Source organism: Neobacillus sp. SM06 (assembly GCF_050496765.1).
Classification (GTDB): Bacteria; Bacillota; Bacilli; order Bacillales; family Cytobacillaceae; genus JAEVLT01.
The window spans coordinates 34,761-56,689 of record NZ_JBNWEO010000014.1 but is presented as its reverse complement, the minus strand read 5'-3'; the positions used below and the strand labels follow the sequence as shown (position 1 = coordinate 56,689).

At 42.6% G+C, this 21,929-nt stretch carries 21 protein-coding genes and 2 riboswitches; of the genes, 17 read left to right on the top strand and 4 right to left on the bottom strand.

Annotated features, from left to right (window positions below):
- Positions 1-237 precede the first annotated feature (237 nt).
- The 4 genes from ACQYAD_RS08870 to ACQYAD_RS08855 all read left to right on the top strand — a co-directional run bounded on the left by ACQYAD_RS08870 (position 238) and on the right by ACQYAD_RS08855 (position 3,791).
- On the top strand, positions 238-468 hold the full coding sequence (locus tag ACQYAD_RS08870; RefSeq protein WP_430237365.1) for a hypothetical protein: 231 nt from the start codon (positions 238-240) through the stop codon (positions 466-468).
- Positions 469-823: 355 nt separating this feature from the next.
- Positions 824-1,240 (top strand): hypothetical protein, encoded by a 417-nt coding sequence (locus tag ACQYAD_RS08865; protein ID WP_430237362.1) that lies wholly within the window; start codon positions 824-826, stop codon positions 1,238-1,240.
- Positions 1,241-1,242: 2 nt separating this feature from the next.
- A complete protein-coding gene (locus ACQYAD_RS08860; RefSeq protein ID WP_430237360.1) occupies positions 1,243-2,565 on the top strand; it encodes an efflux RND transporter periplasmic adaptor subunit in 1,323 nt (440 codons plus the stop codon).
- 50 nt (positions 2,566-2,615) lie between these two features.
- On the top strand, positions 2,616-3,791 hold the full coding sequence (locus ACQYAD_RS08855) for an ABC transporter permease (protein WP_430237357.1): 1,176 nt from the start codon (positions 2,616-2,618) through the stop codon (positions 3,789-3,791).
- 35 nt (positions 3,792-3,826) lie between these two features.
- Here the strand turns inward: ACQYAD_RS08855 and ACQYAD_RS08850 are convergent, their stop codons facing one another.
- The gene (locus ACQYAD_RS08850; RefSeq protein WP_430237355.1) at positions 3,827-4,150 is read right to left on the bottom strand and encodes a BC1872 family protein; all 324 of its coding nucleotides are present in this window, start codon (positions 4,148-4,150) and stop codon (positions 3,827-3,829) included.
- Positions 4,151-4,373: 223 nt separating this feature from the next.
- Here ACQYAD_RS08850 and ACQYAD_RS08845 point away from each other — a divergent pair, with 223 nt between their 5' ends.
- Complete coding sequence (locus ACQYAD_RS08845) at positions 4,374-4,766, top strand: hypothetical protein (RefSeq protein ID WP_430237352.1); 393 nt, start codon at positions 4,374-4,376, stop codon at positions 4,764-4,766.
- 70 nt (positions 4,767-4,836) lie between these two features.
- Here ACQYAD_RS08845 and mtnA read toward each other — a convergent pair whose 3' ends face one another.
- The 3 genes from mtnA to ACQYAD_RS08830 all read right to left on the bottom strand — a co-directional run bounded on the left by mtnA (position 4,837) and on the right by ACQYAD_RS08830 (position 8,250).
- The gene (gene mtnA, locus ACQYAD_RS08840; RefSeq protein ID WP_430237349.1) at positions 4,837-5,883 is read right to left on the bottom strand and encodes an S-methyl-5-thioribose-1-phosphate isomerase; all 1,047 of its coding nucleotides are present in this window, start codon (positions 5,881-5,883) and stop codon (positions 4,837-4,839) included.
- Positions 5,884-5,888: 5 nt separating this feature from the next.
- Entirely contained in the window at positions 5,889-7,076 is a 1,188-nt protein-coding gene (gene mtnK / locus ACQYAD_RS08835) for an S-methyl-5-thioribose kinase (RefSeq protein WP_430237346.1), read from the bottom strand.
- Between the two features lie 73 nt (positions 7,077-7,149).
- Positions 7,150-7,311, bottom strand: a riboswitch (SAM riboswitch).
- A gap of 153 nt (positions 7,312-7,464) precedes the next feature.
- Positions 7,465-8,250, bottom strand: coding sequence for a carbon-nitrogen family hydrolase (locus ACQYAD_RS08830; protein WP_430237344.1), 786 nt, complete (start codon positions 8,248-8,250; stop codon positions 7,465-7,467).
- Between the two features lie 98 nt (positions 8,251-8,348).
- On the opposite strand from ACQYAD_RS08830, the gene ACQYAD_RS08825 reads away from it, so the two are divergent.
- The 12 genes from ACQYAD_RS08825 to ACQYAD_RS08770 all read left to right on the top strand — a co-directional run bounded on the left by ACQYAD_RS08825 (position 8,349) and on the right by ACQYAD_RS08770 (position 21,875).
- A complete protein-coding gene (locus ACQYAD_RS08825; RefSeq protein WP_430237341.1) occupies positions 8,349-9,521 on the top strand; it encodes a pyridoxal phosphate-dependent aminotransferase in 1,173 nt (390 codons plus the stop codon).
- Positions 9,522-9,610: 89 nt separating this feature from the next.
- A riboswitch (SAM riboswitch) is annotated at positions 9,611-9,721 on the top strand.
- Positions 9,722-9,810: 89 nt separating this feature from the next.
- Positions 9,811-11,055 (top strand): 2,3-diketo-5-methylthiopentyl-1-phosphate enolase, encoded by a 1,245-nt coding sequence (gene mtnW, locus ACQYAD_RS08820; RefSeq protein WP_430237339.1) that lies wholly within the window; start codon positions 9,811-9,813, stop codon positions 11,053-11,055.
- Positions 11,052-11,714, top strand: a complete 663-nt coding sequence (gene mtnX / locus ACQYAD_RS08815) for a 2-hydroxy-3-keto-5-methylthiopentenyl-1-phosphate phosphatase (protein ID WP_430237336.1) — start codon at positions 11,052-11,054, stop codon at positions 11,712-11,714. Before mtnW ends, mtnX begins: the two co-directional genes overlap by 4 nt.
- Entirely contained in the window at positions 11,711-12,340 is a 630-nt protein-coding gene (locus ACQYAD_RS08810) for a methylthioribulose 1-phosphate dehydratase (protein WP_430237333.1), read from the top strand. The genes mtnX and ACQYAD_RS08810 overlap by 4 nt, the downstream gene beginning before the upstream one ends.
- A 337-nt stretch (positions 12,341-12,677) precedes the next feature.
- Positions 12,678-13,211 carry a 1,2-dihydroxy-3-keto-5-methylthiopentene dioxygenase gene (locus tag ACQYAD_RS08805; protein WP_430237330.1) on the top strand — a complete coding sequence of 178 codons (534 nt, stop codon included), beginning with the start codon at positions 12,678-12,680 and terminating at the stop codon, positions 13,209-13,211.
- A 178-nt stretch (positions 13,212-13,389) separates the two neighbouring features.
- Complete coding sequence (locus tag ACQYAD_RS08800; protein ID WP_430237328.1) at positions 13,390-15,375, top strand: transporter substrate-binding domain-containing protein; 1,986 nt, start codon at positions 13,390-13,392, stop codon at positions 15,373-15,375.
- Position 15,376: 1 nt separating this feature from the next.
- Positions 15,377-16,771 carry a sigma-54-dependent transcriptional regulator gene (locus ACQYAD_RS08795; RefSeq protein ID WP_430237326.1) on the top strand — a complete coding sequence of 465 codons (1,395 nt, stop codon included), beginning with the start codon at positions 15,377-15,379 and terminating at the stop codon, positions 16,769-16,771.
- Positions 16,772-16,927: 156 nt separating this feature from the next.
- Positions 16,928-17,923: a TAXI family TRAP transporter solute-binding subunit gene (locus ACQYAD_RS08790; RefSeq protein WP_430237323.1), complete on the top strand. Its 996-nt coding sequence runs from the start codon at positions 16,928-16,930 to the stop codon at positions 17,921-17,923.
- Positions 17,924-17,941: 18 nt separating this feature from the next.
- Positions 17,942-19,045, top strand: coding sequence for an ABC transporter substrate-binding protein (locus ACQYAD_RS08785; protein ID WP_430237320.1), 1,104 nt, complete (start codon positions 17,942-17,944; stop codon positions 19,043-19,045).
- A gap of 24 nt (positions 19,046-19,069) precedes the next feature.
- Positions 19,070-20,167, top strand: a complete 1,098-nt coding sequence (locus ACQYAD_RS08780) for an ABC transporter ATP-binding protein (RefSeq protein WP_430237317.1) — start codon at positions 19,070-19,072, stop codon at positions 20,165-20,167.
- A complete protein-coding gene (locus tag ACQYAD_RS08775) occupies positions 20,131-21,081 on the top strand; it encodes an ABC transporter permease (protein WP_430237315.1) in 951 nt (316 codons plus the stop codon). The genes ACQYAD_RS08780 and ACQYAD_RS08775 overlap by 37 nt, the downstream gene beginning before the upstream one ends.
- On the top strand, positions 21,078-21,875 hold the full coding sequence (locus ACQYAD_RS08770) for an ABC transporter permease (RefSeq protein WP_430237313.1): 798 nt from the start codon (positions 21,078-21,080) through the stop codon (positions 21,873-21,875). The genes ACQYAD_RS08775 and ACQYAD_RS08770 overlap by 4 nt, the downstream gene beginning before the upstream one ends.
- The last annotated feature ends 54 nt before the right edge of the window (positions 21,876-21,929 follow it).

Below are 21,929 nucleotides of genomic sequence, written 5' to 3'. Positions count from 1 at the left end.
TATTGGGGAACTCCAAGACATTAAAACTGGTCAAGATCGATTAGACTTTCAATTGACCGTTTTAGGAGTTCAATTGTTAAAGATTTGACTCCTTATATTGAAAAAGTGGAGTAACAAATTGAAGAAACCAAAAATTAAAAAGAGTCGATACACGGGGATGCTCTCCGTGTATTTTTTAATGGTTTATTGGCATGAATAGCGACCTGGTGCATAGGTATGAATCGGGGAGGCGATAAAATGAAATTCGACCAAGTGCGCAGGGAATTTAAGAAAACCCTCTGGGGTGAAGAATTGGATAATGAAACTTTCGTAGAGGATAACGCGCAATCAATTGGTCCTTTTCACGATGGCAAGTCCCGATGCACAAAATGCAGCCACGAACTCGCTGAAAATGAAATGGTTCTGTATCACCACAAATCGTTTTGTTTGGATTGTTTTCAAACATTGTACAGTTATAAAAAAGGATAAAATATTACCAGGTGCGCATCTTACTGGATGCGTACTTTTTTGGTTAATTTATATCCATAAATTCTGAACGCATAAGGGCAACTATGCCTCTGTCTTCGCTAAAGGCTCGCCAATCGGCGAGTTTTCTTTATAATATCAGAATTTTTGTCACAACTTAATTATCCAGACTAATAAATGGGGAAAACCAGGTCGAAAGAGGTGTCGATCGTGTGTAAACCGGTCACTACTAGCTTCCCGAATGCCCGATTCTCCTATAGAGCAGGTTTTTTTATGAGTAATGCCTAGGTTGAAATATTTCTGAAACAATCGGGATGTATACTCCTCGTTGGAAAATGAATTTTTGGAGGTATAAACGATGAAATGGAAATTCATTGTCATCAGCATGGTCATTGCTCTCTCTGCAGTTCTGGTTTTCGGTTGTTCAAACACTCAAAGCAGCAGCAAACCGAACCAGGCGCAGACGAAACAAACAGGTCAAAAACAAAAAGCAAAGCAGCAGAAAAAGAAGAAAGGGATAACCCGCAGTCTAGTAAACTTTCTAGACATGACCAGGAAGGACTTTAATGCAGAGCGGAAAAACGGGAAAAGCATTGTTGAGATTGCTCAGGAAAAAAATAAGACAGAGCAGCAGGTAATCGATTATTTGCTGCAAAAACGCGAGGCAAGTTTCAAAAAGAGTCATCCAAACGCTACCCAAGATGTGCTGAATCAGAAAAAACAGGCATGGACCAAAGCGATCACGAAACAAATTGAGAACAAGAAAGGGGCGTAACGGTGGAAAAACGACCGAAAAAATGGCTCTTGCTCACGACTTTGCTCGTATTGCTTGTTGGCGTTGCCGCATTTTATTTAAATAAAAAGCAAACAACAGCAAGTGCAGGTTCCCAACCGGCCAAAACGGTTGAAGTCAAAAAAGGGTCGATTCAGGAAAAGGTACATGCTCTAGGAACGGTCGGCTCTGCAGAAATGAAACTATTTAAGGCAGATGCAGCGGAAACCATTCAAGATGTCAAGGCTCAAATTGGGGAACAAGTGAAAGCGGGTCAAGACTTCATTACCTTTAAAGGAAATGATCTAAGTGGAAGTATTTTGGATGCAAAAAGCAATGTGCAAGCGGCTGAAATTGATGCTGAAAGTGCCCAGAGGGATCTTGCCACAAGCAATGCAAATCGGAGTATAAACAGTCCGGTATCAGGCAAAGTGCTTGAGATAAGTGGAGCGATTGGCGAAGATGTTCAGGACAATACCGTTCTGGCTACTATTCAGGATAGCATCGGCAACAAAGTAGAGGTCCAAGCCAAAGCTTCTGGAAAAATAGCCAGTCTTTCCCTGACACAAGGTGCAGAAGTTCAGCAGGGAGCCGTTCTTGCTACCTTGGAAAAAGATCAAAGCCTTCAAGATAAAGCGGCCAAAGCAGAAATCCAGCTGCAGCAGGCGAAAGCAAAGCTGAATCAGCTTCAGGCCAATGAACAAATACCTTCCTTAAAATCGCCATTTTCGGGGACGGTTGTGGATGTGAAGGTGCAGCCGGGCGACACCGTTCAGAAAGGAGATCCGCTAGTTGAAGTGGCCGATTTAACCAACATGCAAATGACCCTTTCTGTCGATGAACTTGATATTCTAAAAATAAAAAACGGACAGAACGTAGAAGTGCGCTTAAATGCAATGCCAACTTCTTCGCTAACGGGTGTGGTTGCTTCTATCTCCAATATCGGGGAAGTTCTAAATGGCGTGTCTACTTTTTCGGTTGCTGTCAAATTAAACACAGTGACAGATGTAAAACCGGGAATGACAGGGGAAGCGTATATTACCACCTCTGAAAAGAAGGATATTCTTTTGCTCCCGCTTGAAGCCATTCAAGAAAAAAACGGTCATCCGTTTGTAATGGTGCAATCAACTGATGGCAAACAGCAACTGACTAAAGTAAAGACAGGCATTCACGATGACCAATTTGTTGAAATTGTTTCAGGCGTTCAGGAAGGAGAAAAAGTCGTCATTCCGAAAAGCTACACCCTTGATAAAAACAACAAGAAAAAGAACAATAATGCTTTAAAGAAAATGTTTGGCGGTGGCAATAAGCAAGGAAAACAAAAGTAAACCAGCTGCTTTTTTTAAGAATGCGAAAAAAAACGGAAGGAGGGGTGCGGTTGAATGCTCGCGAAGCTGTGAAAACAGCGTTTCAGACCATTATTTCATATAAATTGAGAACCTTTTTGACAATGCTTGGAATTGTTATCGGCATTTCCTCCGTGATTATTTTGGTATCGCTTGGTAATGGAACAAAACAACAGGTTCAAGGGAAAATCCAAAACCTTGGCACCAATTTGATTTATGTGAACATCATCGGCCGGGGCAGCAAAAATACAGTAAGCTATGAGGAAACGATGAATCTTGCCCAATTGAGAGGCATTCAAGCAATCTCGCCGGTAATCAGCGAAACAGCAACCGTTAAGCGAAGTGAAAAGCTTGCAGATGGGATTGAAATTTCTGGGATTAACTCTAGCTATCAAGCTATCAGAGCGTTGTCGTTAAAAAAAGGAAGGTTTATTTCACCGCTTGATTTTGACTACCGAACGCGTGTGGCGGTATTAGGTTCCAACATTGCGCAAAACTTCTTTGGTTTTATAAATCCGATTGGAGAAACGATTCAAATTAACGGAGTTACCTTTCGGGTAATTGGTGTATTAAAGCCAAAGGGCAATTCGATTGCCGGTTCTGATGACGATCGTGTTCTGCTTCCGGCAAGCACCACGGAAAGAACGTTTTACGCCCAAGGGATCAAATCAATTTTTATACAAGCACAGAACAGCAAAATGGTTCAACCGGTTTTAAAAAATCTTGATAAAAAGTTAAAGGCGTTGTTCCGCAATGATACCAATAGTTATAAGCTGCTGAATCAGCAGGATATGCTCGATACGGCGAACTCAGTTTCCAATTTAATGACGTATATGCTTACCGGAATTGCTGCTATTTCCCTGGTGGTTGGCGGGATCGGCATTATGAATATTATGCTTGTTTCGGTTACAGAACGGACGAGGGAAATTGGAATTCGCAAGGCGCTTGGCGCGAAAAGAAGAGATATTCTTTTTCAGTTTTTAACCGAAGCAGTATTGATTACCGTTATTGCAGGATTAATCGGCATTTTGCTTGGCATTTCAGGTTCTTTCACCGTGAAGTCCGTTGCTGGTATTGAAGCGGTTATTTCCATGGCTGTTCTATGGGTTTCGCTTCTATTTTCGATTATGATTGGTTTAGTGTTTGGGATAGTACCAGCTTATAAGGCTGCTAAACTAAATCCGATTGACGCGCTCCATTATGAATAGAGAGCACTAGGAACTTTACCCAGTGCTCTCTTTTTTTAGCAAAGTTTCCGCCATAGTTTGGAGCTGCCGAACATTGCGTTTTGCTCGATAAGGGTGTAGGCAGCATTTGTGATAGCTTGTGCCAATGTTTCACCTTTAGCCCGTATATGATTAAAACTTGCCACTGAAATTCCATCGGTATCGTAGTGATACCCAAACTCCTCTAATCTTTCAACGATGAGCATAGCGTGCTGTAAGTTTTTCTCTGGCTGAAAATCTTCATCCTTGATAAAAATACCTTTTTCATAATCATACCAGCGATCCCAGCGATTAAGACTCCAACCGAAAATTTTCCGTGCAATGGATTCCGTTTTGTTCATTCGCTTAACATCCTTTCGATATTATTATATAACAGATATTATTGTTTGTTTATATTATATAACACAACTTTCGGAACATCCACTTTTTTTTCAAAAAATTTAGGCAAATGATGAAAGTGGAATCTGTAGTCACTCACAACGGTTTGCAATAACAAGGCTTGTAAATTCGGTGGAATTCAAGTAGAATAGACTATGCTTTTTTTGAACGGAAAGGGCGATGGAAATGAGTCTAGAACAATTAGGTAAGCTTTGTGAACTAGCAAATGCGCTGGGCGGCCGAGTGCATTTCACTTCGGACAAACTGAGTTTCAATAGTGAGACTTTTATCATAAAAGCACCATATAAATGGGAGTTGGAAGATCTTTATGGATTGGCGCATGAAATTGGTCACCTGAAAGATCATCTGGATCAGGAATTGGATTATGATTTATGGAGGAACGACTCGGCTTACCGACTGAATGTGGAAATGAAAGCGTGGACGTACTCGTATGCCATTTTAACTCAAGCTGGAATTGATACATCTAAATGGAGCCATCACGTCAAGGAAAAGCTTTCCACTTACTTGGATTTTCCTTATCAATCATTGGATGCACAGAATAACATTGCAGCAGTCTAAAAAACTTTATCATGTATTTTTCAACAGAGTCTTTTATTGAAAACAGGAGAGAAAAATTCTCTCCTGTTTTTTAACGAAATAATTGCTGAATTTCTTCCGAATAATTTTCTCTCAGAATGCCTTTTTCGGTAATAATGGCGGTGATGAGTTCATTCGGCGTGACATCGAAGGCCGGATTGAAGACGTGAACGTCGGGCGGAGCGATTTGTATGCCGTTTAACCTAGTCACTTCTTCCGCTTTACGCTCCTCAATCGGAATGGCTTCCCCATTTGGCAGGGAAGGGTCAAAAGTCGAAAGCGGGGCTGCCACATAGAAAGGAATATCGAAATGCTTGGCTAAAACAGCGAGGCCGAAGGTGCCGATTTTATTGGCGGTGTCGCCATTTGCGGCAATCCTGTCGGCACCGGCAATAATCGCACTGATTTCTTTTGCCTTTATCGTATGGGCGGCCATATTATCGGTAATTAAGGTGACATCGATGCCCGCCTGTAGCAGCTCCCATGTTGTTAGCCGCGCCCCCTGCAGTACTGGTCGCGTTTCTGATGCAAAAACCTTTAACGGAATATTCCGTTCTTTTGCCAGATAAAAAGGGGCAAGCGCTGTCCCGTAGCGGGCGGTCGCAATCGAGCCGGCATTGCAAATCGTCAATACCTTATCGCCGCTTGAAAAAAGAGACAGGCCATGCTCACCGATTTGCCGGCATGTATCTTCATCTTCCACTTGGATGCAAATCGCTTCGTGAATAAGAGTGGTTTTCGCCTCATTCACGGAGGTGACTCCTTTGACACTAGTACTTAAACGGTTGAGCGCCCAAAACAAGTTTACAGCGGTTGGGCGTGAACTGGCCAAATACTCCCGATCTTTTTCCAGCAATTGCTGAAACTCCTCAATCGACTCGGCTTCGTAGCGGGATGCTGCTAATGCAAGTCCATAGGCAGCTGTTATGCCAATCACTGGAGCGCCTCGAACTTTTAACGTAACAATCGCATCCCATACATCTTTTATGGAATGCAGCTCGACAAATATGGTCTCGAGCGGTAGCTTTCTTTGATCAAGTACAGTGATATAAGTTTCGTTCCACTCAACAGAGTGGGGGACTGTTTCGGTGATCGGCATGGTATTCACTCCTTCGTTGTTTCAAAAATTTCTTGGATATGGATCGTATTGAGAATGGAAATTCGTTCAATTAGCAGGGCGCGCCCTAATCGTAGTGCATGCTTCTTTGCTGCCAACTTCTTTTCTTTGTCCGCAATTCCATCCAAATCAGCTACATGGGCAAGACCGATTGTGCGGCGGATGATTTCACAGCCGGCAAATCCGAGGGCATCCTCAAACAAATTGTTCAGAACAACATCAACATAGCCGTTAACCTTTGTATAAGGATCTTTTCCTTCAGATTCCCAAAGTTTTCGGAAGGTCGTTTCAAACACCGTCCATGTACGGTTGATATGTTTGAACAAAACAGCCTGGCTGTCTTCACGCCCAATTGCATTCAGCAGTAGGTTGGCAATAAATTGGCCAAGATCAAATCCGAATGGCCCGACAACTGCAAATTCGGGATCAATAATCTTTGTCTCGGTCGTGCTTGCGAACAGGCTGCCGGTATGTAAGTCGCCGTGCAGCAGGGCATCGGCTTCCGTTAAAAATTTATGCTTAAACTTTGCCGCTTCCAATTTGAGTTCCTGGTCATTCCATAGTTTTTCAACATCTGTCCGCAATTCTGGCTCAAAATCGTTTGTGTCAATATCGAAGAACGGATCCGTGAACACAAGGTCTTCGGTAATGTTGCAAAGCTCAGGATTGAAAAATTGTTTGACCAAATTCTTTTTTTCTTTTCCTGTTAAGTAAAAATCAGAAGTATAAAAAAGCGTATTCGCTAAAAAGGTGCCAATATGTTCCGAAATAAGCGGGTAGCTTTCACCGTCGATTAAGCCTTTACGGGCAATCGTTAAGCGGGAGAGATCCTCCATGACCGTGATGGCCAGCGTTTCATCAGTATGATAGATTTCCGGGACGAGCTGCGGCACATACTGAGCAAACTTTTTTAAGGCGTCGCTTTCAATTTTTGCACGGTGGATCGTCAGCGGCCAGGATTCTCCCACTACCTTTGCATAGGGCAATGCTTGTTTGATGATGATTCCTTTTTCGGTATGTTGATCAATGATATGAAAGACGAGATTGAGATTTCCATCACCGATTTCTTTGCAGGTAAGTTCAGTTTCTTGCGGAAACAGCTCAAGATTTTTTGCCAAAGCAATTGCCGTTGATTCTGTTAATGGTTCATATGCTTGTTTTACCGTTACTGTCATCGTTTCTGTCTCCTTTGTGAAAAAATAAAAAGCCTCTTTCCGCAGAAAGAGGCATGAGAACAAGGCTCCGTACCTCTTATCTGCCAGAAAGTCAAATTGCTTTCTGTGGAATTAGCACCGTGCCTTGCAAAACAGGGATGTTTTGGCGCATTGGGCGCGCCCCTTCTCACGAAGGTATTACGGTCGGTTGCTGGGCTTCATTGGGCCATTTCCCTCAGCCTACTCTTGATAAGAGAATGATTATAGTTGATTTTAAAATTTTCAAAAGCTTGTAACTTTTCTTGATGACGATGATAGCAAGGTTTCTGGTAATCTGTCAATAGCTTTTTTAAAAATTTTCATAGTGTCAATGTGGTGAATTCAACTTTACTGCATGTTTCGGTCGTTACTATGAATAATACTCCGGTTTGCGGTCGGTGAAAATCGGGATTTGCTTTCTGACTTTTTGCACCAATTCCAAATCGATAACGGCTCTAAGCACTGCGGGATCTTCACCTGTTTCGGCAACGATTTCCCCCCATGGATCAATCACAAGCGAGTGGCCGGCAAAGACATTGTTTGGATCAGAGCCTGCGCGGTTTGCGGCAACCACATAACATTGGTTTTCAATTGCTCTTGCTATCAGCAACGAGCGCCAGTGCGCCAAACGCGGCAGAGGCCATTCGGCGACGACAAACAAAATTTCTGCACCCTTGGTTGTATGGGTACGGATCCACTCCGGGAAGCGGATGTCATAGCAAATCACACCGGCTGCTGCCGTGCCCTCAAGATGAAAAAGGCCGGTTTTTTCGCCATGCTGCAAATACAAGTGTTCATCCATCAGTTGAAATAGATGAAGTTTGCTGTATTCGCCGACAACGGTACCAGTCCGATCAAAGAAAAACATCGTGTTGGTCACTCCTTGATCGGTTTGCTTTGCAATGGAACCTCCCACGATATTCACCTGATGCGTTTTCGCGAGTCGGCTAAGAAAATGGATTGATTCGCTTCCGTTCCGGTCGGCAATTTCCTCAAGCCGGGTTAAATCGTAACCCGTTGTCCATAATTCCGGCAGCACTACCACATCGAGATTATGAGCTTCAAGCGCTTGAAATTGTTTTTCCACATTTTTAAAATTTGCTTTTGGATCGCCAAAAGCAATGTCGATTTGCAAACAGGCAACACGTAAGGGCATGCCTAAACCCTCCCTTTAAAAATTATCTTTACATCTTGCTTTTAACGATATATGATTGATGACTAGAATTTCAAGAATTTTTTAAGTAGGTGGAGAAAATGAAACAATTTGAGCAATCGGAACTGTTAAAACGGCTGCCGAAGCAGTTTTTTGCCTCACTTGTTGCAAAAGTGCAAGAGGTCATTGCCTCCGGAACAGATGTTATTAATCTTGGTCAGGGAAATCCTGATCAGCCTACCCCGCCACATATTGTGGAATCATTGCAACAGGCAGCACTCAACCCGGTGAACCATCGCTATTCTCCATTTCAAGGGTTTGCTTATTTTAAACAGGCTACCGCTGAATTTTATAATCGGGAGTATGGCGTGACGATTAACCCAGAAACAGAAGTTGCGATTCTTTTTGGCGGTAAGGCAGGGTTGGTTGAAATTCCGCAATGTTTACTGAATCCTGGGGATTTGGTATTGGTTCCCGATCCGGGGTATCCGGATTATTGGTCGGGGATTGAGCTTGCCGGGGCGAAAATGGAATGGATGGCTCTAAAGGAAGAAAACGGCTTTCTTCCCGATTACCGTGAACTTTCGGATCTGGCGCTTGAGAAAGCAAAGCTGATGTTCTTGAATTATCCGAATAATCCGACAGGTGCAATTGCGACGGAGGAATTTTTTGCAGAAACCGTTGCCCTTGCCAAGCGGCATGATCTTTGTGTTGTCCACGATTTTGCTTACGGTGCGATTGGTTTTGATGGAAAAAAACCGATCAGTTTTTTGCAGGCAGATGGGGCAAAGGATATTGGCATTGAAATTTATACATTATCGAAAACGTATAATATGGCCGGATGGCGCGTTGGCTTTGCAGTTGGAAATCCAAGTGTAATTGCAGCGATTAATCTGCTTCAGGATCATTTGTATGTCAGCCTGTTTGGTGCGGTACAGGAAGCGGCCGTAACCGCGCTATTATCATCGCAGGAATGTGTTCATGAAGTAACGGCTCTTTATGAATCGCGCCGAAATGCGTTTATCCACGCATTGAGAGAAATTGGCTGGAAAGTGAATGCGCCGGCAGGATCATTTTTTGCCTGGCTAAAAATTCCGGATGGCTATACTTCTGAGCAATTTGCCGATTTGTTGCTTGAAAAATCCGGAGTTGCTGTGGCGCCGGGAATTGGTTTTGGTTCATATGGCGAGGGCTATGTTCGGGTAGGACTGTTAACAGATGAATGCCGGTTACTCGAAGCAGCTGAAAGAATCAAAGGATTAAATATTTTCTAGTTTTTCATTGACATTATGGTAAAAACCTGTCATAATCCAAATGAATTTACTGAAAAACTATGACAATTTAATAGATTCTTAAAAGATTTTTCTTATTAAGAGCAGGTGGAGGGACGAGCCCGATGAAGCCCGGCAACCGACTTTGACTTTTCGTTAAAAGCACGGTGCTAATTCTTGCAGCATTCGCTGAGAGATAAGAAGATGCTAGCGTTTCGTCTAACCTCTTCTTGTTGAAGGGGTTTTATTTTTGGGAAAAATTTGGTTTTATGTAAGGCAGGGGGAAGTATAAATGTCACAAATCACAGCTACCTATTTGGTGCACGATGCAAACGGGCAGTTGGAAAAGAAAGCAGAGGGAATCGCACTTGGGTTAACGGTTGGTTCCTGGACCGATTTGCCGCATCTTGAACAAGAACAGTTGAAAAAGCATAAAGGAACGGTCGTCCGTATCGATCGGCTGGCGGACGATGAATCGGCAAACGCTTATTTTGGTAAGAAACTGACAAAAGGATTGATCCGGATCGCTTATCCAGCTGCTAATTTTTCTTCGGACTTGCCGGCGATTTTAACAACGGTCTTTGGTAAACTTTCATTGGATGGAGAAATTAAGTTGCTTGATTTGAAATTTTCAGCCGAACTTGCAGCGGCGTTTCCAGGTCCCCGCTTTGGGATTGAGGGCATTCGCGCAAAACTAGGGGTGCACGATCGTCCACTCTTGATGAGTATTTTTAAAGGAGTGATCGGCCGGGATCTTGCCTTTTTGGAAAATCAATTGCGGGCACAGGCATTAGGCGGTATTGATATTGTGAAAGACGATGAAATCTTGTTTGACAATCCGTTGACACCGTTTGAAGAGAGGATCCGAGCAGGCAGGAAGATTCTTGATGAGGTATTTGCTGAAACCGGTCACCGCACGCTTTATGCAGTGAATCTAACAGGCAGAACGTTTGAGTTAAAGGAAAAAGCGAAGCGGGCAGGAGAACTTGGCGCAGACATGCTGCTATTGAATGGATTTGCCTATGGATTGGATGTTTTGCAGTCATTACGGGAAGCGGATGAAATAGGCTTGCCAATTATGGCTCACCCGGCTGTAAGCGGGGCGTTGACTTCATCGGCGTTTTATGGCTTCAGTCATCACCTGTTGTTGGGAAAACTGCTACGCTATGCTGGGGCGGATCTGATTTTATTCCCTTCTCCTTATGGCAGTGTAGCGATTCCAAGGAAAAAGACAATCAGGATTGCGGATGTGGCAACGAAGGGAGAACACGGCTTGAATCGGGCCTTTCCGGTACCTTCCGCCGGAATTCATCCCGGTTTAGTCCCATTGCTAGTTCAGGATTTTGGCATTGACCATATCGTCAATGCTGGCGGCGGTGTCCATGGACATCCTGGCGGTGCAGTGGGCGGCGGGAAGGCTTTCCGTGCAGCAATTTCCGCAAGCCTTGAAGGGAAAAATTTGCAAGAGGCCGCTGAAAACTGTTCCGAATTAAAACAGGCCCTTGATCTTTGGGGCGTACAAGAGGTGAAGGTATGACAAAGAACGTGATTTTTTGCGATTTTGATGGGACGATCACCAACAATGACAACATTATTGCAATTATGAAAAAATTCGCTCCACCTGAGTGGCTTGCGTTGAAAGACGGTGTTTTAAGCCAGCAAATTTCTGTTCAAGAAGGGGTGGGCAAGATGTTTGCCCTGCTGCCTTCTTCGCTGAAAGAAGAGATCATCCGATTTCTGAAAGAAACTGCCAGCATTCGATCTGGCTTCCAGGAATTTGTCCGGTATGCAGAAGGAAATGGCTATGAACTATTCATCGTGAGCGGCGGAATTGATTTTTTTGTCTATCCATTATTGGAAGGTTTGGTTCCGCCTGAGCGAATTTATTGCAATGGTGCTGATTTTAGCGGGGAGACAATTAAAATTCTTTGGCCGCATGAATGTGATGAACAGTGTGATAATGGCTGTGGATGCTGCAAGCCTTCATTGTTACGGAAATTGACGTCCAAGGAAGATTACAAGCTCGTCATAGGCGATTCTGTTACGGATTTAGCGATTAGTCAATTGGCCGATCAAGTCATCGCACGAGATTTTCTTTTGGAAAAATGCCGTGAACTGGGTTTTCCGCATAAAGAATTTGTGACTTTTCATGATGTAATGGAGTTTCTGGAAAAGAAAGCGGAGGTGGGTATATGAGCCTTTTGCAGTCGCGCTGGGATGAGCTTGCAGATGTTAAGCGGGAGCTGGCCGAGCGGGATTGGTTTCCCGGGACAAGTGGAAATCTTTCGATCAAAGTAGAGGAGGATCCAATCACGTTTCTTGTTACTGCAAGCGGAAAGGATAAGCGAAAACACACTCCGGAAGATTTTTTATTAGTCGATGCGAGCGGTACACCTGCGGAACCGACTTCGTTAAAACCCTCAGCCGAAACGCTGCTACATGTAGAAGTGTACAATCGGTCGAATGCTGGCTGCAGCTTGCATGTTCATACAGTGGACAACAATGTTGTCTCCGAGCTCTACGGGGATAGCGGCGAAATCGTTTTTACCGGCCAGGAGCTGATTAAAGCGTTTGGCTACTGGGAGGACGACGCTTCGTTAACGATTCCGATAATTCCAAATCATGCTGATATCCCGCGATTGGCTTTGGCGTTTAGGGAGCATGTCAAAGCTGATAAGGGCGCTGTCTTGATCCGAAACCATGGCATCACGGTCTGGGGTGAAGATGCGTTCAGCGCGAAAAAATATTTGGAAGCATGTGAATTTTTGTTTCAATACCATTTGAAACTATTGTCATTGCGAAGTGTCGTTCTAGCCAAATAGGCTGGAAACCGACTATGTTAAGCTTAATTTGGAAAATCGTTTTTTAAAAGAGCCTCCATGACGCTTGGTGGGTCAAAAATACAGTTGACGTGTCATGAGAAGAGAGGTCATGACGTATGGTGGTCAAAAAGCGAGGGAGCACGTCACCGAGAGAGGCTGTCAAGACCCGTCAGAGCGAAAAAAAGCCGTAATGGGTCACTGAGAAAGGTTATCAATATTTAAAAGAAGCAAAAGTGCATTTAAAAGAATAATCATTTTGACATATGCAAGGCAAAAAACTTATTCGTTATTCGTACAGCGATCATTAACCGCTAATAAATTATAGGAGGCTAGCAAAATGGCACAAATTCGTTTTCACGCAACAAATGAGAGAATTGAAAAAGAAACTGAAGTTGAAGCATTTTTAAATTCGCAAGGGGTTATTTTTGAAAAATGGGACATCACCAAACTGCCAGAAGAACTAAAAGAGAAATATTTGTTATCTGATGAAGAAAAGGAACAAATTTTAGAAACTTTCGGATCAGAAATTTCCGATATTTCTGCCCGCCGCGGCTACAAAGCACAAGATGTCATTTCTTTAACGGAAGCAACCCCGAATCTGGATGAACTTCTTGTCAATTTTAAGCGTGAGCACCATCATTCCGATGATGAAGTTCGCTTTATTGTCAGCGGGCACGGTATTTTTGCGATTGAAGGGGAGAATGGAACATGGTTTGATGTCGAATTAAATCCTGGTGATCTCATTTCTGTTCCGGAAAATGTCCGTCACTATTTCACCCTTCAAGAAGACCGTCAAGTGGTTGCCATCCGAATCTTTGTTACTACTGCCGGATGGGTACCAATCTATGAAAAAGAGCAATTTCAAGCATAAACGTACATTTATAGTTGATGCTCATACTTAAATACTTGCCCATGCAGCTGAATGATCAGCTGCATTTATTATATTGTCAGAATTGTCTTTTAGTTAATGAAAATTCAAATTATTCAATCTATGGGTTATAATAAAATAAAATGCATGGAAGCAGAGGGGAGGACTATGGATCAAAAAAATGCCGATAAAAATAATGTTTGTTTTCGCTCTCATCGCTAGTATAGGATTCAGCCTTTTTGTCCCGAGGGCAATGGCCGAAAAAAAGATGTACAAGATTGCGATTAATAGGTCACTTCCTCCTTTTTCTTTTATCGACGAAAAAGGAAAATTATCCGGGTTCAGTGTGGAACTGATGCGTAAAATTGCTCGGGAAAATGCCTTGCATTTCACGTTTTTACCGATGACAGAAAGGGAGGCAGAAAAAGCTTTACATAATGGAACGGTTGATGCCATTGGCGGTATCACCTACAGTACAGAGAGAGACAGGCAATTTGATTTTTCGGTACCTTATTTTACAATGTCCTACTCCATCATCATACCAAGTCAATCCAAAAATTCGATTCAAAAAATAACCGACCTTCGCAACAAACATGTTGTCCTTGAAAATCGCACAACGATTGTGGCAGACTTGCTCAATATGCGTAACACCAATTTAACATTTGCTACTAATCAATATTCAGGCTTGCTCACGTTAATCGAGGGACGGGCAGATGCCTTTATCGGCAACAAATGGACGTCTTCTTATTTTTTAAAACGGCTAGACAAGGAAAAAGAATTTACTATTTTAGAAGAAGTGATTGAACCAGCCGACTATGCAATTGCTGTCCGTGAAGGTGATGGAACGTTTCTCAACGTCATCAATAAAACGCTGACCAATTTAAAGGCAAAAGGAGAACTTAACTCGTTGGTTGACCGCTGGATTATGCCAGAACAGAATGCCGAAGTCATCCGCCTTGAACAATTTATCCGCATACTTTCCGGTATTCTGATTGCTGTTGCGGCCATACTATTATTTATTTACATATGGAATCAGCGGCTAAAGAAGGCAGTTTATCATCAAACAAACCAGCTTTGGCATTTAAATAAAAGCCTGATTTGGCAACAGCAGAAAATTGCTGATAGCAACGCTTTTAAAGAATCAATTTTAAACAATGTCGATACAGGAATTGTTACCTTTGACTTAAATTATAGACTGACAAGCTGTAATGTAAGTGCGATTGAAATTCTGAATTTACACCCCAAAGAGAATGGAGACTGTGATCCATCGCAGCTTTTAAACCAATTACTAGAGGATTATTTTAAGCAGCCGGCGGAACAGGAACCTCTCCTTGTTCCACACATTTATGAAACAAATGAAAACGGTACCAAAAAAGTCATTCACTATCGGTTTTTGGAACTCTATGATTCTCAAGAAATAAAAACAGGGTACCTCCTTTCGGCCAATGATGTGACGCAAAAAATGAAATTGGAACAAAAGTTGATAACTCAAGAAAAACTGCATGCCCTTGGACAGCTTGTTGCCGGTGTCGCTCATGAGATCCGCAATCCATTGACTTCCATTAAAACATTCATTGATTTACTGCCTGCCAAGTATGATCGGCCGCAATTTCGTGAGATGCTGCTTGAGCATTTGCCGGCAGAAGTCAATCGCTTAAATACGATCGTAACGGATCTCGTTGATTTTGCCCGGCCGCGCCAGCCGATTAAACAGAAATGTTCTGTTGCAGAACTGACTTCTTTTTTCAATTTTCTCAAAATAACGATGCAAAAGAAAGAAATCGTGTTTGAAGAACAAAAAGATGACAACATCGTCTTCTTTCTTGATCCACAACAAATTCGTCAAGTCCTGTTGAATATTTTGCTCAATGCGATGGATGCGGTGGAAACGAAACCGATCAAGAAAATACTTGTCAAGATAGAAAAAGAAACCGATTTTGAAGGCAAAGTGGTTGTAAGCGATTCTGGAAAAGGGATTAGCCAGGATCATCTGCAAAAAATCTTCGAACCATTTTACACAAACAAGGAAAGAGGTGTCGGATTGGGACTTACTTTATCTTATAAATTGGTGAAGGAAAATAACGGCGAAATAGTGGTTCAAAGTGAAGCGGGGATTGGAACCACGTTTACGGTTCTCTTACCTTTGTATAAAGGGAGGGAAGTTTAGAATGAAACCACATGTTCTCGTGATTGATGATGAACAGTCCATTTGCATATCCTTACAATTTGCCCTCGAAGATGATTATCAAATCACAACTTCATCTGACGCAGATGAGGCATTGACCATCGTTGAGCGGAGAAGCATTGATATGATCCTGCTTGATTTGAGACTGGGAGGCAAAAGCGGCCTCGATCTTTTGCAAAAAATAAAACGAATTTCGCCATCGGTCACTGTCATTATTATGACAGCCTATGCTTCAATTGAATCATCGATTGAGGCCATTAAAAGAGGAGCCTACTATTATATTGAAAAACCAATCAATATTGATGAACTCCATGTCTTAATGATGCGGGCAATGGAATTCCGCTCCATATCTTCAAGGCTGGAAACGCTAAATGAAGAGTTGGAGCAAAGAAGGGGTTTTGAAAGCTTTATCGGAAGAAGCAAATCAATGCAGCGGGTTTTTTCAATGATTGAGCGAATTAAGAACATTGATTCAAGCGTCTTGATCATGGGTGAAAGTGGGACTGGCAAAGAGCTTGTCGCGCGAAGCATCCATTCAAGCGGGAAAAGAAAAAATGGCCCGTTTGAAGTGGTGAATTGCGCGGCCATTCCGGAAGCATTGCTTGAGTCGGAATTATTTGGTTATGAGAAAGGGGCTTTTACTGGAGCAACCCAGCGTAAGCTTGGAAAATGGGCTGCAGCAAATGGCGGAACATTATTTTTGGATGAAATTAGTGAAATGCCGCTTCCACTCCAAGCAAAGCTGTTGCGCGTATTACAGGAGCGTGAAATCACACCGCTAGGATCAAATGCGAAAATTGCTTTGGATGTCCGAATATTGAGCGCAACGAACAAAAATCTCGAACAAATGGTGCTGGAAGGGACTTTTCGTGAAGATTTATATTTTCGCCTAAATGTCATACCCATATCAGTTCCACCTCTTCGAGAAAGGAAAGAAGATTTGCCGCTGTTAATCGATTTTTTTGTGAAAAAATATTGTCATCTTATGAGTCGCAGCCCTTTAACCTTTTCGCCACATGCTCGAAGTCTGCTGCTTGAATACCTTTACCCCGGAAATGTTAGGGAACTCGGCAACATTATCGAATACACAGTAGCACTTTCAATGAAAGATGAAATAACGGAGGAGGACTTGCCGAAGAATGTTCGTGAGCAAAGTCTTCAATTTTTACATTTGAAACAATCGGATGAGGTAAAGCGATCCGTGCAAATCCCCATCGGCCTCTCGTTAAAGGACGTTGAAAAGGTGATAATCCAGGCCACACTTGAAGAGTGCAATGGCCACCGTCAAAAAACGGCCGAGATCTTGCAAATTTCAGAAAGAAATTTACGGGATAAAATTAAGCTTTATGCCATCAATCCTCAAAGTGCGCAAAGATAAGAAAAAGAATCGGCAATTTTTGCCGGCAACACCGGGAAAAAATTGCCGATTCTTTGTTTGAAAAAATGTTCACAAAATTGTAAACGCATACATTGTGTTTAATTTGAAATTTGGCACACTTCTTGCATTAAAAAAGATAGGGAAGGAGGATCAAGAATGAAAATCAAGTTGCTATTCGCGCTAACTGCTCTTTTCACTTTGACCTTGAATGGATGTAACGCTGCGAATAGCCGGCAGGAAATCTCTTCTCCTGCAAATACGACCATTCAAAAAAACGTTCGTTTTGAGCGAACGGTGATTATTGCAACCGGTGATATGTCAGGCGTTTATTTTCCGCTAGGGCAGGCACTAGCTCAATTGTTTGAAATGTATGATGGGGCAGCAAGTGGCACTCAGGTAACCCATGCTTCCATTCAAAATATGAAGCTGGTTAGCGAAAAAAAGGCGGATCTCGGCTTCTCGACGGTGGACGTTTTGCAGATGGGCAATAAGATTGAGCAAAGAAATCTTCAAGCATTGACAGGACTATATGCCAATTTTCTGCAAGTCATTGCAACGAAAAAAAGTGGCATTCATTCAATTGCCGATTTGGCAGGAAAAAGAGTCAGTCTTGGAACAAGCGGAAGCGGAACGAAAATTATGGCTGAACGGACATTAGAGGCTGCCGGCCTGACAAATGTCCCGATGGCAAAACACTATCTATCCTTCTCGCAGTCTGCCGATGCCCTTGTAAACGGAACAATTGACGCGGCCTTTTTTTCATCAGGGCTTCCGAATCCGGAGATCTTGTCTCTTTCAAACCAAATACCGCTTACTTTTGTGCCGATTTCCGAACAAGTTGTTAATCGTCTTCAGCAAAAATACGGATTTTATGAACACAATCAAATACCTCAAGAAACATACACAGCACAGCAGGAAATCATTCCAACTCTATCCGTAAAAAACGTATTGCTTATCAATAAAACGCTTTCCACCAATGAAGGATATGAACTTGTGAAAACGCTTTATGAACATATCGATGAATTGCAGCAAATACATCCGGCTGTTAAAACCATGCCCATGTCAGAAGCTGTTAAAGGAATTCCTTTGCCATTTCATCCGGGAGCAAGAAAATTTTTTAAAGAGAAAGGTTTAGTGGTGAAAAATGAATAACAGGGGGTTTTTCAAATAATGAAAAAAATAATGAGTTTGATCACGATTATGATGTTGTTTGCACTGGCGGCCTGTGCCAATCCAACTCCAAAAAAACCGGGCGAGGCGGCAAAAGCAAATACTGCAAGCGGCAGCGATGTGAAAGAAATTACCGTTGCCGGAAACGGCGGGGTAATTGAAAAGACGATCCGCGATGTCCTCGCACCAAAATTTAAAGAGAAAACAGGGATCCAAGTTAATTTTATTGCCGGGCTTTCCGGGGAGATTTTATCAAAAGTGGAATTGCAAAAAAATGCACCACAAATTGATGTCGCCTTCTTCGTGCCAGTTGATGTGCAACGAGCCTTTGACAAAGGCTTAACAGAGCCGATTGATGAAACGACGATTGCGAACATGAAGGATGTTGACCCTCGGTTTGTGGCTGTTGATAAAGCAGCGGCGCCTGTCTTTGGTCTTGTCATTGCACCAGCTTACAATACAGAAACCTTTAAGAAAAATCAGATTAAGCCAATTGAATCTTGGAATGATCTGGCTCGCCCTGATTACAAAGGAAAAACGGCATTTTCAGATATAAATAATGATTGGGGATTTAATACTTTGTATGCGCTCGCACTTGCAAACGGCGGCAGCATCGACAACATGGCTCCTGGATTAAAGAAAGCAAAAGAATTAGCGGGTTATTCCAGCACCTTTTATAAAAATTCTACCCAAATGATGCCGGCCATTCAACAAGGTGCAGCTGATGTTACGGTCATGGGCAGCTACGCTATTGCTGAACTTGCTGCATCGGGAGTTCCGCTTAAAATGACAGTTCCAAAAGAGGGCGTCCCGCTTCAAGCATTCAGTGCTGCGCTCGTCAAAAATGATCCGCGCAAGGAAGCTGCAGCGAAGTTTATCAACTACATTATCAGCAAAGAAGCACAAGCATTGATTGCTGACAAGGGTTTCTACCCGGTTGCAAAAGGTATGAAAATTGCCAAGAAATATGAAGATTCAATTGGATTAAAGGACACAGATAAAACCTTTAAGCCGGATTTTGCCAAGTTTGCTGCAATACGTGCTGAGATGTCCGACAAATGGTCAAAAGAAGTAACACCTGAGCTTGGAAAGCTAGTTAAATAGAGAACTGAAGGAGGGATTCCATTTATGCAAATCGCCAATGATGTAGAAATTAAGGGCGCATATAAACGATATGGAACCAATGTAGTGTTAAATGGAATAAATCTTGATGTCAAACAGGGTGAATTGCTCACCCTGCTTGGTCCTTCTGGCTGCGGGAAAACGACTACCTTAAATCTGATTGCCGGGTTCCTTGAGGCAGATGAAGGCGCCGTATATATTAAAGGAAGAAATGTGACGAAAATACCTCCTTACAAACGTGATCTTGGGATGGTTTTTCAGACTTATTCGCTATTCCCGCATATGACTGTCTATGAAAATTTGAACTTTGGACTGAAATTGCGCAAAGTGGCAAACCCGGAAAAAGACAAGCGGATTGCCAGGGCACTTGAGCTCGTAAAAATGGCCGGACTTGAAAAAAGATATCCCCGTGAATTATCAGGCGGACAGCGGCAGCGTGTTGCCATTGCCAGGGCGCTTGTGGTGGAACCAGAACTGCTTTTGCTAGATGAACCGCTTTCCAACTTGGATGCGAAATTGCGTCATGAATTGCGCGCTGAAATCAAACGGCTGCAAAAGGAAATTGGTGTAACAACGATCTTTGTTACCCATGACCAGGAAGAAGCACTTTCGCTTTCTGATCGTGTTGTTGTCATGAATCAAGGAAAAATCGAGCAAATCAGCACACCAACATCGATTTATAAACATCCAGAGACAGAGTTCGTCTTTCAGTTTATCGGCAAATCCAATTCCTTTGAAGGCAAAGTTGCCGCTGTTGATCAACGTAAAGTTACAGTGGAAATGAATGATGGGATTACCTATGTAGATAGAGGCAATGTTATGGGTGGATGTTCTGATTGCAAAATAGGCGAGATTGTGAAGTTGTATATACGTCCGGAAAAAGTACGGATTTTTTCAACGGATGAAGAACCTGAACCTTTATGGGATCTTCACAAGGCGAAAATCTCGCAGTTGAACTATTTAGGGACAACATGGGAAGTAGAAGTTCAGTTGTTAAATCAATCAATTCAAATTTTGACACCGCAATACGATGCAAACTGGTGTCCGGGAAGCGAGGTGTTGGTTGGATGGAATCCGTCCGATTTGATGATGATCAAGAAATAAAGTTGACCACGGGAAATGCATCCGTTTTACCAGAACCTAAGGTAACAAGGAAAAGGGGGAGAAAATGGGGCAGGGGACTGCTTCTGCTTTTGCCCATTCTCCTCTTTATTTTTGGATTTTTTATTGTTCCGATGCTCTACATTCTTTATTTAAGCTTTATCAATACCGATCAGCTAAATGGTTCACAGGCAGTATTCAGCCTGAAAAATTATGCGCAATTTTTTACAGATCGATATTATTTATCGTCTCTATGGCTAACCGTCAAAATCAGTTTATACACAGTCTTGGTTTCTCTTATACTTGCCTATCCTGTCGCCCTTACGATGGCAAAGAGTTCCCCAAAAGTACGAGGCTATATAGCTTTATTGGTTACATCACCGTTATTAATCAGTATTGTTGTTCGCAATTTTGGCTGGTATCTCTTGCTTTTGCCGAACGGAACAATCAATCATTTATTGCTCTCCGTTGGAATCATAAAAACGCCGTTGAAATTGCTGTTTTCTGAACTTGGTGTAGTCATAGGGCTTTCAAACGCGTATTTGCCATTTATGGTTTTGGCGATTGCAACCAGTTTATACACTATTGACCCATCTTTGGAAAAAGCAAGCGCCATCCTCGGAGCCAGTCCGCTTCGCAATTTTTACTCGATCACCCTTCCACTCAGTCTGCCAGGGGTAATCTCAGGTTGTGTGCTTGTGTTTAGCCTTTCGATGAGCGCCTATGTAACCCCGGCTCTAATGGGTGGTGCCAATGTACCGGTCATGCCGGTGGTAGCCTATGATCAGATTACGAATTTATTGCACTGGACTTTTGGCTCTGCACTTTCATACGTTTTATTACTAACAACCTTGGTCATTGTTTTTGTGTTTACACGTACATTTGAAGTAAGTAAATTCCGGGAGGTGTTCCGATGAACAAGGGATTGGGTTGGCTGCGCATCCTATTAGCCTTTGTATCCATTATTTATATTCTCATTCCATTGATCGTTGTCATTCCGGCTTCGTTTACAAGCCAAAACTACCCGAGTTTTCCGGCTGTCGGCTTTTCATTTCAATGGTATACAAAGCTCCTTGACCGACCAGAATTTTTGGCAGGAATGATGAATAGCGCAAAGTTCGCCTTTTTGGCGGCATTCTTTTCCGTCATATTTGGAACGCTTGGAGCCCTGGCGCTTGCTAAGTATGATATCCCTGGGAAAACCTTTATTACATCGGTGTTAACAGCACCGTTAAGTGTGCCGCAGCTCGTCCTCGGAATAGCCCTCTTGATTTATTTTACGCCGATGATGCTTGCGGGCACTGCGATTGGGTTCTTAATTGCCCATATCATTATTTGTATTCCTTATGTCATCCGCCTTGTTTTGACAGGATTAAGTGGATTTGATTACAATCTTGAACGCGCGGCCGCAATCCTTGGTGCAAACCCTCTTGTTGTTTTTTGGAGAGTGACGTTGCCGTTAATTCGTCCGGCAATGATCTCAGGTGGCCTTTTCGCTTTTTTGACATCCTTTGATAATGTTACGGTTTCCTTATTTATGATTTCACCAGATATGCGGACACTTCCGATTGAAATTTTTTCGCATATGCAGGATGCCTACGATCCGCTTGTTGCATCGATTTCTACTGTTGTCATCTTCATTTCCGTTATTTTAATTCTTGTGTTGGAAAAATTACAGGGAGTTGGAAAGGTATTTGGCGGTTCTCATTGAACAGGGGATGAATTGCAAGGATCCTGATAGTTAGAAAAACGCGTAGAGAAGAGA